The following is a 16,326-nucleotide window of genomic DNA, read 5'->3' as shown; positions in this document are numbered from 1 at the left end:
CCCGAAACCGACCCCACCTCCCCCTACGAATCCCCCGACTCGCGCAAGCTCAACGAAGCCGCCGAGCGCGCCCTCGACCATTACCTCAACCCGATTGCCGTCCCCGGCTCTACGCTGAAGATCAGCAAGCTCTACGCCATCGCACCCGCCGCCGACAACGAGGAACTGCTGGCCGACGCCTGCGAGACCCTGACCTCGGCCAAGGTCATGGCCAACAACTTTGCGGGGCTGCTGGACGGTCAGCACCGGCATACGGCGCAAGGCATCGCACAGCTGATCATGCTCGGCGAACTGGCGGTGAACCGGGTGCTGGACAGCCTGGAGCTGAAGGCCGACGCGGCCCTTTGAGCAGACGCAAAACCCTGTGGGAGCCAGCCTGCTGGCGATGGTGACGTATCAGCCGGTATCACATTCGACTGACCCACCGGTATCGCCAGCCTGCTGGCTCCCACAAAGACTCAGTCCTGCCACCGCTGGTCGTCTTCAAAAATATTTTTGATCGATCACCTTTCGCGACAACGCCTGCCGGGGTGATACCACTCGCCGGCGCAACACGGCCGCAGACGGCGATTTTTTGCGCCGGCAAGCCCACCTCTAATACCACTTGAAACCACCCCGCCCAAACACCCCGAATCCACTGGCTTTATGGCCGATCCGGTGCGTTGACATGGTATTCAAGTGGTATTAGCTTCCGCCCCACAAGCGCACCACAACAACCCCAACCCGCGCCGGAAACCACCGCCATGAACGACCTCCACGCCCTGCGCCCCGACGAGGCCCAGCCGACGCCGCTGTACCTGCAACTGGCGCGCAACCTGGAAGCGGCCATCCATGCCGGCCAGTGGAAAGCCGAGCAGGCGATGCCGTCGGAGCGCAACTTAAGCGAGTCCTTGGGGATTTCCCGGGTGACCGCGCGCAAGGCCCTGGAAGTCCTGCTCGACCAAGGACTGATCCGCCGGCTGCAAGGCTCCGGCACTTTCATCACCCCGCGCCTCGAACAACCCCTGTCACGCCTGTCGGGCTTCAGCGAAATGCTCAGGCTCAAGGGTTTCGTGCCCAGCTCGCAGTGGCTGGAGCGGGACATCACCCTGCCGACCCACGAAGAACTGATCCGCCTCGGCCTGTCGCCCAACGACAAGGTGGCGCGGCTCAAGCGCCTGCGCAAAGCCGACGACACGGTGATGGCCATCGAGATGAGCACCCTGCCCGCCTCGATCATGCCCAAGCCCCAGGCCGTGGGCGATTCGCTCTACGAATACCTCGACGGCATCGGCAAGCCGATTGTCCGGGCGCTGCAGCACATCCAGGCGATCAACGCCTCTGACGAGTTCGCCGCGCTGGTCGGCATCGCCCCCGGCACCGCCATGCTGCTGATGACCCGGGTCGGCTACCTCGAAGACAACACGCCCATCGAAGTCACCGACACCTATTGCCGCAACGACTACTACGACTTTGTTGCAGAGCTTCGTAGATAAAAAAGCTGCGCCGTCAGGCAGCCGAACGAGAGACCCGAACATGTCCGAAGACAACATCCTCACCGCCCACGGCTGGGTCCGCGGCCGGTTGATCCACGCACACGGCAAGGTCGTGTCCATCGAGGGCGTGCCCTGCGATCCGGCCGACAACGACCTGCCTTACCTGCTGCCGGGCTTCATCGACCTGCACGTCCACGGCGGCGGCGGCAAGGACATCATGGAAGGCGCCGTGGCCTTCGAGACCATCACCAAGACCCACGTGCGCTTCGGCACCACGTCGCTGCTGGCCACCACCATGACCGCACCGAGCGCCGAGATCGCCAGCGTGCTGAAAGCGCTCGGCACGTTCTGCGAACAGCGGCCAAACAACGCCGCCCGGGTGCTTGGCGTGCACCTGGAAGGCCCTTACATCAACCCCGGCAAACTCGGCGCCCAGCCGAACTTCGCCCACACCGCGCTGATGGCCGAGGTCGAGCAATACCTGGCGCTGGCGCCAATCCGGGTGATCACCATCGCCCCGGAGATCGCCGGGCACGATGCGCTGATCCGCGCCTTGAGCGCCCGGGGCATCCGCCTGCAGATCGGCCATACCCTGGGCAGCTACGAGGAAGGCGTGGCGGCGCTGGAGGCCGGCGCCACCAGTTTCACCCACTTGTACAACGCCATGAGCCCGCTGCATCACCGCGAACCGGGGATCGTCGGCGCGGCGCTGGCCCACGCGAAGTTCGCCGAGCTGATCCCGGATCTGCTGCACGTGCACCCCGGTGCGATCCGCGTGGCCCTGCGCTCGATCCCGTGCCTGTACTGCGTCACCGACTCCACCGCCGCCGCCGGCATGCCCGACGGCGAGTACAAGCTGGGCAGCCACACCGTGACCAAGTGCCTGGGCGGCGTGCGCCTGCCGGACGGCACCCTGGCCGGCAGCACCCTGACCATGGATCAGGCCCTGCGCAACCTGGTGAAGATCGGCCTGCCGATCGCCGAAGCCTCGCAGCGCCTGTCGCAATTTCCCGCCGACTACCTCGGCATCACCGAACGCGGGCGCCTGCAACCGGGGGCCTGGGCCGACTGCGTGCGGCTGGACCGCTCGCTCACACTGACCGCCGTCATGGTCGAAGGAGAAGACATTGACTTCAAAAATGCTTGAAGAGGCGCTGTCCTCGCATGAAGCCGTGCAGGCGCAACTCAATCAGCTCGACGCAGCGATGACCGAGATCGCCGGACGCCTGCGCCGTCAGCCGCCGCAGGTGGCGATGACCGTGGCCCGCGGCAGTTCCGATCATGCGGCCAGCTACTTCGCCTACCTGACCATGCAGCAGCTGGGCATTCCGGTGGCCTCGCTGCCGATGTCGGTGGTGACCATGCAGCAGGCGCCGCTCAAGGTCAGCGGCCAGGTGGCGTTCGCGTTTTCCCAGTCGGGCCAGAGCCCGGACCTGGTCAACAGCCTGCGCCTGCTGCGCAAGCGCGGCGCCCTGAGCATCGCCATGGTCAACGCCGAAGCCTCGCCCCTGGAGGCCGCGTGCGAGTTCAGCCTGCCGTTGCTGGCGGGCACCGAAAGCAGCGTCGCCGCCACCAAGAGCTTCATCGCCACCCTCAGCGCCAGCGCCCGGCTGATCGGCCACTGGAAAGAGGATCCGGAACTGCTGGACGCCCACAATGCGCTGCCCGCCGGCCTGCGTGAGGCGGCGAAACAAGATTGGACCGTGGCCGTCGACGCCCTGCGCGACTGCGAGCGCCTGATGGTGATCGGCCGCGGCGCCGGTTTCGCCATCGCCCAGGAAGCTGCGCTGAAGTTCAAGGAAACCTCGGCGATCCAGGCCGAAGCCTTCAGCAGCGCCGAAGTGCGCCACGGCCCGATGGCCCTGATCGACGAGAACTACCCGTTGCTGGTGTTCGCCCCCCGCGGCGCCGAGCAGGCCGGCCTGCTGAGCCTGGCCGCCGACATGCGCCAGCGCGGCGCCCGAGTGCTGCTGGCCGCGCCGGACGACGTGCTCGAACGCGACCTGACCCTGACCCGGGCCGAGCACCCGGCCCTGGACCCGATCCTGGCCATCCAGAGCTTCTACGTGATGGCCGCCGGCCTGGCCGTGGCCCGGGGCATGGATCCGGACCAGCCGCGTCACCTGAGCAAAGTCACGCGCACCCACTGAGTCCGAACCGAACGTTTTCCTGATGAGACCGAGCCATGCACAACAACAATAAAGAGCTGACCTTAAGCGCCCCGCTCAGCGGCCCGGTGCTCACGCTCGCCAAAGTCCCGGACGCGGTGTTCGCCGGCGGCGCGATGGGCGACGGCATCGCCATCGATCCGCTGAACGACACCTTGCACTCACCGTGCGCAGGCGTGGTGATCCATGTCGCCCGCACCGGCCACGCGCTCACCGTGCGCGCCGACAACGGCGCCGAACTGCTGCTGCACCTGGGCCTGGACACGGTCGAGCTGCAGGGCGAAGGCTTTTCCGTGCTGGTCAAGGAAGGCGCCCGGGTCAGCAAGGGCCAGCCGCTGTTGCGCTATGACGTGGACAAGGTCGCACGCCGCTGCAAGAGCCTGGTGAGCCTGCTGATCCTGACCAACAGCGAGGATTTCCAGGCCCGGCCGATCACCCTCAAGCACGTGAAGGTGGGCGAGCCGCTGCTGCACATCATCGCCCGCACGCCTCAGGCGGCGAACACCGAGGAGCGTGAGGGCCCCGAGGTGCGCGCACAGGTGCGGGTCGCCCACCGCGGCGGCCTGCATGCGCGCCCGGCGGCGCTGATCCGCCAGACCGCGCAAGGGTTCCAGAGCCGCTCGCAACTGCACTTCGCCGGCAAGTCGGCGCCGTGCAACAGCCTCATCGGCCTGATGGGGCTGGCCGTCGGCGAACAGGATGAGGTGCAGGTGAGCTGTCAGGGGCCGGACGCCGACGCGGCGCTGCAAGCCCTGCTCGCCGCGCTGGCCACTGCCTTGCCGGAGGACCGACACGCCGCCGTGGCGCCGGCCAGCCACTCCGCGCCCAAGCGCCCGGCCGAGGCCGGCGTGCTGCAAGGCGTGTGCGCCGCGCCGGGGCTGGTCGACGGGCCGCTGTTCAAACTCAATGCCATCAGCCTGCCGCCCGACGCCGGCGGCCATGATCCCGCCGGCCAACGGCAAGCCTTCGATGCGTCCCTGAACCAGGTGCGCCAGGAGATCGACGGCACCCTCGCCCAGGCCAAAAGGCTCGGCAACACCGACGAAGAAGCGATCTTCGCCGCCCACCTGGCGCTGCTGGAAGACCCGGCCCTGCTCGACGCCGCTGCGCAGGCCATCGACGGCGGCAGCGCCGCGACCCATGCCTGGAGCCAGTCCATCGACGCGCAGTGCCAGGTGCTGCAACAGACCGGCAGCGCGCTGCTGGCCGAACGCGCCAACGACCTGCGCGACCTCCGGCAGCGGGTGCTGCGCGCCCTGCTCGGCGAGGCGTGGCATTACGACGTGCCCGCCGGCGCCATCGTCGCCGCCCACGAACTGACGCCTTCAGACCTGCTGCAACTGAGCGGCCAAGGCGTGGCCGGGCTGTGCATGGCCGAGGGCGGCGCCACCTCCCACGTGGCGATCCTTGCCCGGGGCAAAGGCCTGCCCTGCCTCGTCGCCCTGGGCGCTGCGCTGTTGGATCAGGAGCAAGGCCAAGCGGTGGTGCTGGATGCCGACGGCGGCCGTCTGGAGTTGGTGCCGGGCGCTGAGCGTCTGGCGCAGGTCGGGCAGATCCGCCAGGAGCGCCAAGAGCGCCGTGCCGCCCAACAGCTGCGCGCCCACCAACCCGCAGCGACCTTCGACGGCGTGTCCATCGACGTGGCGGCCAATGTCGCCTCCAGCGCCGAGGCGGCGGACGCCCTGGCCAACGGCGCCGACGGCGTCGGCCTGCTGCGCACCGAGTTCCTGTTCGTCGACCGCCACACCGCGCCGACCGAAGAGGAACAGCGCGCCGCCTATCAAGCCGTGCTCGACGCCATGGGCGACAAGCCGGTGATCATCCGCACCATCGACGTCGGCGGCGACAAACAGCTCGATTACCTGCCGTTGCCGCCGGAAGCCAACCCGGTGCTCGGCCTGCGCGGCATCCGCCTGGCTCAGGCCCGCCCCGAGATCCTCGACCAGCAATTGCGCGCCCTGCTGCAGACCCGCCCGCTGGAGCGCTGCCGGATCCTGTTGCCGATGGTCACCGAGGTCGACGAGCTGCTGCACATTCGCCGGCGCGTCGATGCCCTGTGCGGCGAACTGGGCATCGCCCGGCGCCCGGAGATCGGCGTGATGATCGAAGTCCCCGCCGCTGCGCTGCAAGCGGAACAACTGGCCGAGCACGCGGACTTCCTCTCCATCGGCACCAACGACCTGTCGCAGTACACCCTGGCCATGGACCGCGACCACGCGGGCCTCGCCGCGCGGGTCGATGCGCTGCACCCGGCGCTGCTGCGGCTGGTCGCCATGACCTGCGCAGGCGCGGCGGTGCACAAGCGCTGGGTCGGGGTCTGCGGCGCGCTGGCGTCGGATCCGCTGGCGACGCCGGTGCTGGTCGGGCTGGGCGTGCGCGAGCTGTCGGTGAGCCCGGTGCAGATCGGCGAGATCAAGGACCGCGTGCGTCAGGTGCAAGAAACCGAATGCCGACGCCTCGCCCACGACCTGCTCAAGCTGAGTAGCGCCGCGGCGGTGCGCCATGCCTGTCATCAACATTGGCCGCTGCGCTGACAACAACAAAAAGGACAAACGCCATGTACCAACTCTTCATCGAAGGCCTGCAACGCCTGGGCCGCGCCCTGATGCTGCCGATCGCGATCCTGCCGATCGCCGGCCTGCTGCTGCGCCTGGGCGACACTGACCTGCTGAACATCGCGATCATCCACGACGCCGGCCAAGTGATCTTCGCCAACCTGGCGATGATCTTCGCCATCGGCATCGCCGTCGGCTTCGCCCGCGACAACAACGGCACGGCGGGGCTGGCCGGGGTCATCGGCTATCTGGTGATGGTCTCGACCCTCAAGGTGCTCGACCCGAGCATCAACATGGGCATGCTTGCCGGGATCGTCAGCGGCCTGATGGCCGGCGCGCTGTACAACCGCTTCAAGGACATCAAGCTGCCGGAGTACCTGGCGTTCTTCGGCGGACGGCGCTTCGTGCCGATCGTCACCGGGTTCGCGGCGGTGGGCCTGGGCGTGCTGTTCGGCTATATCTGGCCGCCGATCCAGCACGGTATCAACGCCTTCGGCAGCCTGATGATGGAAAGCGGCAGCTTCGGCGCGTTTGTGTTCGGCGTGTTCAACCGCCTGCTGATCGTCACCGGCCTGCACCACATCCTCAACAACATGGCGTGGTTCGTGTTCGGCAACTTCACCGACCCGGCCACCGGGGCGCTGGTCACGGGCGACCTGTCGCGCTACTTCGCCGGCGACCCGAAGGGCGGCCAGTTCATGACCGGCATGTTCCCGATGATGATCTTCGGCCTGCCCGCCGCGTGCCTGGCGATGTACCGCAACGCCCTGCCGGAGCGGCGCAAGGTGATGGGCGGGATCTTCCTGTCGATGGCCCTGACCTCGTTCCTGACCGGCGTCACCGAGCCCATCGAATTCGCCTTCATGTTCCTCGCCCCGCTGCTGTACCTGCTGCATGCGCTGCTGACCGGGCTGTCGATGGCGATCACCAACGCGCTGAACATCCATCTGGGCTTCACCTTCTCCGGCGGCTTCATCGACATGGTGCTGGGCTGGGGCAAGTCAACCAACGGCTGGCTCGTGGTGCCGGTAGGGCTGGCGTATGCGGTGGTGTACTACGCCGTGTTCGATTTCTGCATCCGCCGCTTCAACCTGAAGACGCCGGGCCGTGAGGACGCGGTCGCCACGGACAAGGCGGCGATCGGCGAGAACGAGCGGGCCGGGGCCTACATCAAGGCGCTCGGCGGCGCTGCCAACCTGCTGACCGTCGGCGCCTGCACCACCCGCCTGCGCCTGGAGATGGTCGATCGCGACAAGGCCTCGGACGCTGACCTGAAGGCGCTGGGCGCCATGGCCGTGGTGCGTCCGGGCAAGGGCGGCAGTCTGCAGGTGGTGGTCGGGCCGCTGGCCGACAGCATTGCCGATGAGATCCGCCTGGCGATGCCGGCCTCCGGCTCTGGCCGGATGGCCGCTGCGGCAGCGGCCGTCGAGGCCCCTAGGCCCGTGGCCGTGGCCCCCGCTGAAGCCCTGCAATGGCTGGATGCCGTGGGCGGCAGTGACAATGTGCTGCAGCTGGACTGCATCGCCCTGACCCGGATCCGCCTGCAACTGGCCGACGGCAAAGGCTTGTCCGAGATCCGCCTGAAGGAACTGGGGTGCCTCGGGGTCAGCCAGTTGGAGGACGGCGTCTGGCATTTGCTGGCCGGGGAACGGGCGCCGGGCTTGAGCAAGGCGATCGAAGCGCTGGTCAGCCGCAGCGAGGTCAGCGCAAGGGTCTGAACCGGCGGCACTCAGGTGCGGTGCATCACGGGGAAGCCTTGACGACGAACGGCCTGGCCGGCGAGGCGCCCGTCGCGCTTTTCGCGGTCACGCTGTGCCGCCCCGCATCGAGCCCGGACAGACGGCACGACCACAGCCCGTTGATGCCGGCAAAGGCTTTCCCGGCCAGCACCTGGTTGTCGAAGATTCTGATGAGTTCGCTTCTGGCGCCGGTGCCATGGACGGTCACCACCGAGCGCAGGACTGCGTCCCCGTGCCCGATCTCATTGCCGTTGACGTCCTTCACCGACGTGATGGTGGGTGCCGAATGATGTGAAGCCATCACAGAGCTCCTTCTGGCCGACGTAGAGGAACGTCCATCAGACACGCTAACCGGCGAATGCGCCACTGTCAGAAATTACAGGTCGCCGGCTGAAACCGGCCGCCGCGTCGCGATTTCAATCTGGGCATCGCCTTCGCCAGACAGATCCATGAGGGCCCGATGCGCCCGCAACCTGAACCTGAGAGGCCTGACAGCCTTACGCCAGCCTCCATGGGGATCCGACCTTTGCCGCAGCAACAAAAAACCCGCTGAACGGACGTTCAGCGGGTTTTTCGTTTCGACCGCCAGAGGATCAGAAATCCTCCAGCCGCCACACCTCATAGGCCGGTGTCTCGTAGGGATGGCTGCCCTTGAGCGCCGCGACTGCGGCGTGGATCAGGTCATCCGCCACCACCAGCTCGACTTTCCATTCCTCGACCGTTTCGACCTGGCCCACCTGCCCGATGAACGGCCGGCTGCCGTCCAGCGCACGGAACTGGCCCCGGCCCAGCACTTGCCAGGCGCAGCTGTCGTACTGGCCGATGCGCCCGCCGCCGGCTGCGAAAACGGCGGTTTTCACCGTTTCCACATGGCTGTCGGGCACAAAGAAGGCGAGCTTGTGCACGGCCTCAGTTCACCCAGACGCGGGCGTTGCGGAACATGCGCATCCATGGCGCGTCTTCGTTCCAGTCGTCCGAACGCCACGAGTTCTGCACGGCGCGGAACACGCGTTCCGGGTGCGGCATCATGATCGTCACGCGGCCGTCGCGGCTGGTCAGGCCGGTGATCCCGCGCGGCGAGCCGTTCGGGTTGGCCGGGTAGGCTTCGGTGACCTTGCCGTGGTTGTCGACGAAACGCATGGCCACGCAACCGGACAGGTCGGCTTCGAGCAACGCCTCTTCGCTTTCGAATTCGGCATGGCCTTCGCCGTGGGCGATGGCGATCGGCATGCGCGAACCGGCCATGCCCTGCAGGAAGATCGAGTTCGACTCCTGGACCTGGACCATGGCCACCCGCGCCTCGAACTGCTCGGAACGGTTGCGCACGAAGTGCGGCCAGAACTCGCTGCCCGGAATCAGCTCGTGCAGGTTGGACATCATCTGGCAACCGTTGCACACGCCGAGGGTGAAGCTGTCGTTGCGCTCGAAGAAGCCCTGGAACGCGTCGCGGGCGCGGCTGTTGAACAGCGCCGACTTGGCCCAGCCTTCGCCGGCGCCCAGCACGTCACCGTAGGAGAAGCCGCCGCAGGCCACCAGGCCCTTGAACTCGTTCAGGTCGACGCGGCCGGCGAGGATGTCGCTCATGTGCACGTCGATCGCGCTGAAGCCGGCACGGTCGAACGCCGCCGCCATCTCCACCTGACCGTTGACGCCCTGCTCACGCAGCACGGCGACTTGCGGGCGGATGCCTTTCTTGATGTAAGGCGCGGCGATGTCCTGGTTGACGTCGAAGCTCAGCTTGACGCTCAGGCCCGGGTTGTCCTCTTCCAGCAGCGCGTCGAATTCCTGGTCGGCGCAGTCGGCGTTGTCGCGCAGGCGCTGGATCCGGTGGCTGGTCTCGGCCCACTGGCGCTGCAGCAGGCGGCGCTGGCCTTCGAACACGGTCTGGCCGTTGAACACGATGTTGACCTGGCCGTTGTTGATCGGCTGGCCGATCACCGACACGCAGTCGCCAAGGCCCGCGGCGCTGAACTGGGCGAGGATGTCGGCGGTGGCGTCCTGGCGCACCTGGATCACGGCGCCCAGCTCTTCGTTGAACAGGATCGCCGGGATTTCCGCCGCGGATTCGGCGACGCTGTCCAGGTTCAGGTTCAGGCCGCAGTGGCCGGCGAAGGCCATTTCCATCACGGTGGTCAGCAGGCCGCCGTCGGAGCGGTCATGGTAGGCCAGCAGGTGACCGTCGGCGTTGAGGCCCTGGATCACCGCGAAGAAGGCCTTGAGGTCTTCGGCGTCGTCGACGTCCGGCGCCTGCTTGCCGAGCTTGGCGTGCACCTGGGCGAGGATCGAGGCGCCCATGCGGTTCTGGCCGCGGCCGAGGTCGATCAGGATCAGGTCGGTGGTGCCCTTGTCCATACGCAGCACCGGGGTCAGGGTCTGGCGGACGTCGAGCACCGGGGCGAAACCGGTCACGATCAGCGACATCGGCGAGGTGACGGTCTTGTCTTCGCCGTTGTCCTTCCAGCGGGTGGCCATGGACATGGAGTCCTTGCCCACCGGGATGGTGATGCCCAGCTCAGGGCACAGCTCCATGCCGACCGCCTTCACGGTGTCGTAAAGGCGGGCGTCTTCGCCCGGATGGCCGGCGGCGGACATCCAGTTCGCCGACAGCTTGATGTCGGACAGCTTGCCGATGCGCGAGGCCGCGAGGTTGGTCAGGGTTTCGCCGATGGCCATGCGGCCCGACGCCGGAGCGTCCAGCAGGGCCAGCGGAGTGCGCTCGCCCATCGCCATGGCTTCGCCGGTGTAGACGTCGAAGCTGGTGGCGGTGACGGCCACGTCGGCCACCGGCACCTGCCATGGGCCGACCATCTGGTCGCGGGCCACGAGGCCGGTGATGGTGCGGTCGCCGATGGTGATCAGGAAGCTCTTGCTGGCCACGGCCGGGTGATGCAGGACGCGCTCGATGGACTCGGCGACGTCGAGGGTCGACGGATCGAAGTCATCGCCCAGCTCAGCCTCGCGGGCCACCGAACGGTGCATGCGCGGCGGCTTGCCCAGCAGCACTTCCAGCGGCATGTCCACAGGGCTGTTGCCGAAGTGGCTGTCGGTGACGGTCAGTTGCGGTTCGGCGGTGGCTTCGCCGACCACGGCGAACGGGCAGCGCTCGCGCTCGCAGATCGCCTGGAAGCGATCGAAGTCGGCAGGGCCTACGGCCAGCACGTAACGCTCCTGGGACTCGTTGCTCCAGATTTCGTGCGGGGCCATGCCCGGCTCGTCGTTCGGGATGTTGCGCAGTTCGAAGCGGCCGCCGCGGCCGCCGTCGTTGACCAGCTCAGGGAAGGCGTTCGACAGGCCGCCCGCGCCGACGTCGTGGATGAAGCTGATCGGGTTCTTGTCGCCCAGTTGCCAGCAGCGGTCGATGACCTCTTGGCAACGGCGCTCCATTTCCGGGTTTTCCCGCTGCACGGAAGCGAAGTCCAGGTCCGCCGAGCTGGTGCCGGTGGCCATGGAAGAGGCCGCGCCGCCGCCCAGGCCGATCAGCATCGCCGGGCCGCCGAGCACGATCAGCTTGGAGCCGACCACGATCTCGCCCTTCTGCACGTGCTGCTCGCGGATGTTGCCCATGCCGCCGGCCAGCATGATCGGCTTGTGGTAGCCGCGCACTTCGTCGCCGTGAGGCGTGGCGATCGACTGTTCGAAGGTACGGAAGTAGCCGGTCAGGGCCGGACGGCCGAATTCGTTGTTGAACGCGGCGCCGCCCAGCGGGCCTTCGATCATGATGTCCAGGGCGTTGACGATGCGCTCAGGCTTGCCGTACGGCACTTCCCACGGCTGTTCGAAGCCCGGGATCTGCAGGTTCGACACGGTGAAGCCGGTCAGGCCCGCCTTCGGCTTGGCGCCGCGGCCGGTGGCGCCTTCGTCGCGGATCTCGCCGCCGGAGCCGGTGGACGCGCCCGGGAACGGGGCGATCGCGGTCGGGTGGTTGTGGGTCTCGACCTTCATCAGGATGTGCACCGGCTCCTGCACCGCGCCGTAGCGGCGGGTCTCAGGATCGGGGAAGAAGCGGCCAGCCACGCTGCCGACGATCACCGAGGCGTTGTCCTTGTAGGCCGACAGGACGCCTTCGCTGTGCATCTGGTAGGTGTTCTTGATCATGCCGAACAGGCTTTTTTCCTGGCTCTCGCCGTCGATGTCCCAACTGGCGTTGAAGATCTTGTGACGGCAGTGCTCGGAGTTGGCCTGGGCGAACATCATCAGTTCGATGTCGTGCGGGTTGCGCTTGAGGCCGACGAAGGCGTTGACCAGGTAGTCGATCTCGTCTTCGGCCAGGGCCAGGCCCAGCTCGGTGTTGGCTTTCTCCAGCGCGGCGCGGCCGCCGCCGAGGATGTCGACGGCGCTCAGCGGCTTGGGCTCGGCGTGGCTGAACAGACCGGCAGCCTGCTCCAGGTTGCCCAGGACGATCTGGGTCATGCGGTCGTGCAGGGCGTCCGAGATCAGCTGCGCCTCGGCGTCGTTGAACTGGCCGGCCACGTAGAACGCGATGCCGCGCTCCAGGCGCTGGACCTTGCCCAGGCCGCAGTTGCGGGCGATGTCGCTGGCCTTGCTCGACCAGGGCGAGATGGTGCCGAAACGCGGCAGCACCAGGAACAGACGGCCGGTCGGCTCTTGTACCGGAACGCTTGGGCCGTATTTCAGAAGGCGCGCAAGCACCTGCTGTTCGTCGCCGGTCAGGACGCCGGTGACTTCGGCGAAGTGAGCGAATTCAGCATACAGGCCACTGACAGCCGGAACCTTCTGGCTCAGTTGCTCAAGGAGTTTGCTGTGGCGAAAGGCAGAAAGGGCAGGAGCGCCGCGCAGGATCAACATCTTCGGGACAGCCTCGGGAAGGGGTGTGCTTTGAGGCCGTGCATTCTAGCCTAAAACCGCCTCCAACATCACCCGAAACGCTACACACGGTAGCACCCGTGAAAAGCCCGCCGTTCCTGCCTTCGAGGTCAAATTCCGGCATGGCGGGACACGCCCCCACCCATGCTGTAACAAATTGCCGCAAGAGCCCGTTCCCGTGGGGCTGCGGGCGGTTTTCAGGGCTCTATCAGACAACCCTTCGACTGTCGAGATATGGCGCTCACGGTCCTTTGCGTATACTGCGCACATGTTTTTCCCAACGGCTTTGCGTCCGCGATACGCCAAATGGCTGATCGCCACCGGACTCTTCCTGATGCTCAGTGGCTGTGTTGACAAACCCAACACCCTGGAGCGCGTAAAGGAGGACGGCGTGCTGCGGGTCATCACCCGTAACAGCCCCGCCACCTACTTTCAGGATCGCAGCGGTGAAACCGGCTTCGAATACGAGCTGGTGAAGCGCTTCGCCGACGATTTGGGGGTCGAGCTGAAGATCGAGACCGCCGACAACCTCGACGACCTGTTCGACCAGGTCGGCAAGCCCAACGGCCCGGTGCTGGCCGCCGCCGGCCTGGTCAGCAGCGAACAGCGCACCAAGCAGGTGCGGTTCTCCCATCCCTATCTCGAAGTCACCCCGCAGGTCATCTACCGCAACGGCCAATCGCGCCCCACCGAACCGGGCGACCTGGTCGGCAGGAAGATCATGGTGCTCAAGGGCAGCACCCACGCCGAGCAATTGGCCGAGCTGAAGCGCAAGTACCCCGGCATCGAATACGAAGAGTCGGACGCCGTCGAGGTGGTCGATCTGCTGCGCATGGTCGACGAAGGCCAGATCGACCTGACCCTGGTCGACTCCAACGAAGTGGCGATGAACCAGGTGTACTTCACCAACGTGCGCGTGGCCTTCGACCTGGGCGACGCCCGCAGCCAGAGCTGGGCGGTGGCGGCCGGCGAAGACAACAGCCTGCTCAACGAGATCAACGCCTACCTCGACAAGGCCCAGAAGAACGGTACCCTGCAGCGCCTCAAGGACCGCTACTACGGCCACGTCGACGTCCTCGGCTACATGGGCGCCACCACCTTCGCCCAGCACCTGCAGCAGCGCCTGCCCAAATACGAACAGCACTTCAAGACCTACGCCAAGAAAGAGAAGGTCGACTGGCGCCTGCTGGCCGCCATCGGCTATCAGGAATCGCTGTGGCAACCGGCGGTCACCTCCAAGACCGGCGTGCGCGGCCTGATGATGCTGACCCAGAACACGGCCCAGGCCATGGGCGTGTCCAACCGCCTGGATCCCAAGCAAAGCATCATGGGCGGCGCCAAGTACCTGGCCTACATGAAGGACCAGCTCGACGAATCGATCCAGGAACCGGACCGCACCTGGTTCGCCCTGGCGGCCTACAACGTCGGCATCGGCCACCTCGACGACGCGCGCAAGCTGGCCTCCCGCGAGGGCCTGAGCCCGGACAAATGGCTGGACGTGAAGAAGATGCTGCCGCGCCTGTCGCAGAAGCAGTGGTACAGCAAGACCCGCTACGGCTACGCCCGGGGCGGCGAGCCGGTGCACTTCGTGGCGAACATCCGCCGCTACTACGACATCCTCACCTGGGTGACCCAGCCGCAGCTTGAAGGCACGCAAGTGGCCGAGGGCAACCTGCACGTGCCGGGCATCGACAAGTCCAAGCCGGCGCAGGAACCTGCGCCGCTCTGACCCCAATCTGATGCGACAGCGGCGCCTCGACTGACGCAATCGCCTGCAGGCTGGCTCCCACCTTGTCTTGCTGTCACCGCAGACTCTGCATCCACCCTAGCCCCCCTGTAGGAGCCAGCCTGCTGGCGATTGCAGCCACCTTGTCTTGCGGCTACCGCAGACTCTGCCTCCACCCTAGCCCCCTGTGGGAGCCAGCCTGCTGGCGATTGCGGCCAGCGCAAGACAAGGCAGGAACGGCGGTGCTCAGGCCTTGGCGGCAGCCAGGATCAGCGCCTTCATTTCGGACACGGCGGACTTGAAGCCGACGAACAGCGCATGGGCCACCAGCGCATGGCCGATGTTCAGCTCGTTGATGCCCTTGATCGCCGCGACCGCCTCGACGTTGTGGTAGTGCAGGCCGTGGCCGGCGTTGACGATCTGCCCCTGGGCCAGACCGAACGCTACGCCGTCGGCCACGCGCTTGAGCTCCTCGGCCACATCCGCCGGGGTTTCGGCGTCGGCATAGCGCCCGGTGTGCAGTTCGATGGCCGGTGCGCCCACCCGCTTGGAGGCGGCGATCTGCCGCTCGTCGGCGTCGATGAACAGCGACACTTCGCTGCCGATCTTCGACAGGCGCTCCACCGCCGCCTTGATCCGCGCCTCTTGCCCGGCCACATCGAGGCCGCCTTCGGTGGTCAGTTCCTGGCGGGTTTCCGGCACCAGGCAGATGTGCGCCGGACGGATGCGCTCGGCGAACGCCATCATTTCCTCGGTGACGCCCATTTCGAAGTTCATGCGGGTCTGCAGCACGTCCTTGAGCAGCAGCACGTCGCGCTCCTGGATGTGTCGGCGGTCTTCGCGCAGGTGCACGGTGATCCCGTCGGCGCCCGCCTCTTCCGCGTCCAGCGCCGCCTTGACCGGATCCGGGTAACGCGTGCCCCGGGCCTGGCGCAGGGTGGCGACGTGGTCGATGTTCACGCCGAGAAGAATGCGATTGCTGGTGGTCACGGATGCGCTCCTGAATTGAGGGATTCGGCGCACAGCATACGGGCTGATCAGGACTTGCGAAACAGCTCGCGGCTGACCAGGGGACGGCCGCCCAGGTGAACGGCCAGGGCCTGGCGCATCAGGCGCTTGGCGGCCGACAGCGCACCGGGCGCCGACCAGTCGGCGTCGGCCATGGCCAGCAGTTCGGTGCCGTTGAACAGCCCCGGCTGCAGCAGGTGCACCTGTTCGAGACCGGCGTCCACCTGCAGGCGGTAGAGCCCGTCCGGGGCGATAGGCTCGCCGTGGATGTCGGTGTTCAGCGCGAAGCCGTAGCCCAGGTCATCCAGCAGGCGCCACTCGAACGAACGCAGCAGCGGCTCCAGCGGCCGGCCTTCGGCCAGGGCCAGCAGCGTGGCGGCGTAGTGATCGAATACCGACGGATGCGGGTCTTCGGCGGGCAGCAGGCGGATCAGCAGCTCGTTGAGATAGAGGCCGCTGAACAGCGCCTCGCCGTTGAGCCAGACGGCGGTGCCGGCGCTCTCCATGCGTCCGACGTTCTTCAGCTCACCGCGCCCGCGGAACTCGACCTCCAGCGGCACGAACGGCCGCGCCAGCGTGCCGGCCTTGCCCCGCGCACCGCGCAGCACCGCCCGCAGCCGGCCTTGCGGCGTGAGGAAATCCACCAGCGCGCTGGTTTCGCGGTAGGCGCGCGAATGCAGGACGTAGGCAGGCTGGGCGGGAGGCGGAGTGTGCGACATGGGGACCTTATGCGAAAACGCGGTTGTTCACATGGCCAAAATCACTGTGGGAGCGAACTCGCCCGCAAATGCAGCGTATCAGTCGACCGACGCTTTGACTGATCCATCGCAT

At 67.0% G+C, this 16,326-nt stretch carries 12 protein-coding genes; 7 read left to right on the top strand and 5 right to left on the bottom strand.

The genetic code is table 11. The features are described from left to right. The 6 genes from CAG31_RS06040 to nagE form a co-directional block, all read left to right on the top strand. Positions 1-348 (top strand): DUF6124 family protein (locus tag CAG31_RS06040; RefSeq protein ID WP_085578876.1); only part of this gene is annotated, 348 nt, incomplete at its 5' end. Positions 349-743: 395 nt separating this feature from the next. After that, on the top strand, positions 744-1,475 hold the full coding sequence (locus CAG31_RS06035; protein WP_085578874.1) for a GntR family transcriptional regulator: 732 nt from the start codon (positions 744-746) through the stop codon (positions 1,473-1,475). A 40-nt stretch (positions 1,476-1,515) separates the two neighbouring features. Continuing rightward, positions 1,516-2,622, top strand: coding sequence for an N-acetylglucosamine-6-phosphate deacetylase (nagA, locus tag CAG31_RS06030; protein WP_085578872.1), 1,107 nt, complete (start codon positions 1,516-1,518; stop codon positions 2,620-2,622). Then, positions 2,603-3,625, top strand: coding sequence for an SIS domain-containing protein (locus tag CAG31_RS06025; RefSeq protein WP_139831430.1), 1,023 nt, complete (start codon positions 2,603-2,605; stop codon positions 3,623-3,625). The genes nagA and CAG31_RS06025 overlap by 20 nt, the downstream gene beginning before the upstream one ends. Before the next feature lie 35 nt (positions 3,626-3,660). Further along, entirely contained in the window at positions 3,661-6,177 is a 2,517-nt protein-coding gene (gene ptsP, locus CAG31_RS06020) for a phosphoenolpyruvate--protein phosphotransferase (RefSeq protein ID WP_085578868.1), read from the top strand. Positions 6,178-6,200: 23 nt separating this feature from the next. Beyond that, positions 6,201-7,916 (top strand): N-acetylglucosamine-specific PTS transporter subunit IIBC, encoded by a 1,716-nt coding sequence (gene nagE, locus CAG31_RS06015; RefSeq protein WP_085578866.1) that lies wholly within the window; start codon positions 6,201-6,203, stop codon positions 7,914-7,916. A 25-nt stretch (positions 7,917-7,941) separates the two neighbouring features. Here nagE and CAG31_RS06010 read toward each other — a convergent pair whose 3' ends face one another. From CAG31_RS06010 to purL, 3 genes are all read right to left on the bottom strand, one after another. Then, on the bottom strand, positions 7,942-8,238 hold the full coding sequence (locus tag CAG31_RS06010) for a hypothetical protein (protein ID WP_085578864.1): 297 nt from the start codon (positions 8,236-8,238) through the stop codon (positions 7,942-7,944). A 292-nt stretch (positions 8,239-8,530) separates the two neighbouring features. Then, entirely contained in the window at positions 8,531-8,842 is a 312-nt protein-coding gene (locus CAG31_RS06005; RefSeq protein WP_085578862.1) for a YqfO family protein, read from the bottom strand. A 4-nt stretch (positions 8,843-8,846) separates the two neighbouring features. Further along, the gene (purL, locus tag CAG31_RS06000; RefSeq protein ID WP_085578860.1) at positions 8,847-12,743 is read right to left on the bottom strand and encodes a phosphoribosylformylglycinamidine synthase; all 3,897 of its coding nucleotides are present in this window, start codon (positions 12,741-12,743) and stop codon (positions 8,847-8,849) included. A 286-nt stretch (positions 12,744-13,029) separates the two neighbouring features. On the opposite strand from purL, the gene mltF reads away from it, so the two are divergent. After that, entirely contained in the window at positions 13,030-14,490 is a 1,461-nt protein-coding gene (gene mltF / locus CAG31_RS05995) for a membrane-bound lytic murein transglycosylase MltF (RefSeq protein WP_085578858.1), read from the top strand. A 243-nt stretch (positions 14,491-14,733) separates the two neighbouring features. Here mltF and pdxJ read toward each other — a convergent pair whose 3' ends face one another. Together pdxJ and recO are read right to left on the bottom strand one after the other, a co-directional pair. After that, positions 14,734-15,477: a pyridoxine 5'-phosphate synthase gene (gene pdxJ / locus CAG31_RS05990; RefSeq protein WP_085578856.1), complete on the bottom strand. Its 744-nt coding sequence runs from the start codon at positions 15,475-15,477 to the stop codon at positions 14,734-14,736. A gap of 47 nt (positions 15,478-15,524) precedes the next feature. Next, positions 15,525-16,214 carry a DNA repair protein RecO gene (recO, locus tag CAG31_RS05985; protein ID WP_085578854.1) on the bottom strand — a complete coding sequence of 230 codons (690 nt, stop codon included), beginning with the start codon at positions 16,212-16,214 and terminating at the stop codon, positions 15,525-15,527. Positions 16,215-16,326: the final 112 nt, after the last annotated feature.

The organism is Pseudomonas sp. R25(2017) (assembly GCF_002112565.1).
GTDB classification, from domain to species: domain Bacteria; phylum Pseudomonadota; class Gammaproteobacteria; order Pseudomonadales; family Pseudomonadaceae; genus Aquipseudomonas; species Aquipseudomonas ekonensis.
This window is presented reverse-complemented; position numbering and strand designations above follow the sequence as displayed.

Excerpts from the sequence above, each read along its gene's own strand:
- mltF (WP_085578858.1), top strand. The coding sequence starts at position 13,030 with ATGTTTTTCCCAACGGCTTTGCGTCCGCGATACGCCAAATGGCTGATC.
- purL (WP_085578860.1), bottom strand. The coding sequence starts at position 12,743 with ATGTTGATCCTGCGCGGCGCTCCTGCCCTTTCTGCCTTTCGCCACAGC.
- nagE (WP_085578866.1), top strand. The coding sequence starts at position 6,201 with ATGTACCAACTCTTCATCGAAGGCCTGCAACGCCTGGGCCGCGCCCTG.
- ptsP (WP_085578868.1), top strand. The coding sequence starts at position 3,661 with ATGCACAACAACAATAAAGAGCTGACCTTAAGCGCCCCGCTCAGCGGC.
- nagA (WP_085578872.1), top strand. The coding sequence starts at position 1,516 with ATGTCCGAAGACAACATCCTCACCGCCCACGGCTGGGTCCGCGGCCGG.
- recO (WP_085578854.1), bottom strand. The coding sequence starts at position 16,214 with ATGTCGCACACTCCGCCTCCCGCCCAGCCTGCCTACGTCCTGCATTCG.
- CAG31_RS06035 (WP_085578874.1), top strand. The coding sequence starts at position 744 with ATGAACGACCTCCACGCCCTGCGCCCCGACGAGGCCCAGCCGACGCCG.
- CAG31_RS06010 (WP_085578864.1), bottom strand. The coding sequence starts at position 8,238 with ATGGCTTCACATCATTCGGCACCCACCATCACGTCGGTGAAGGACGTC.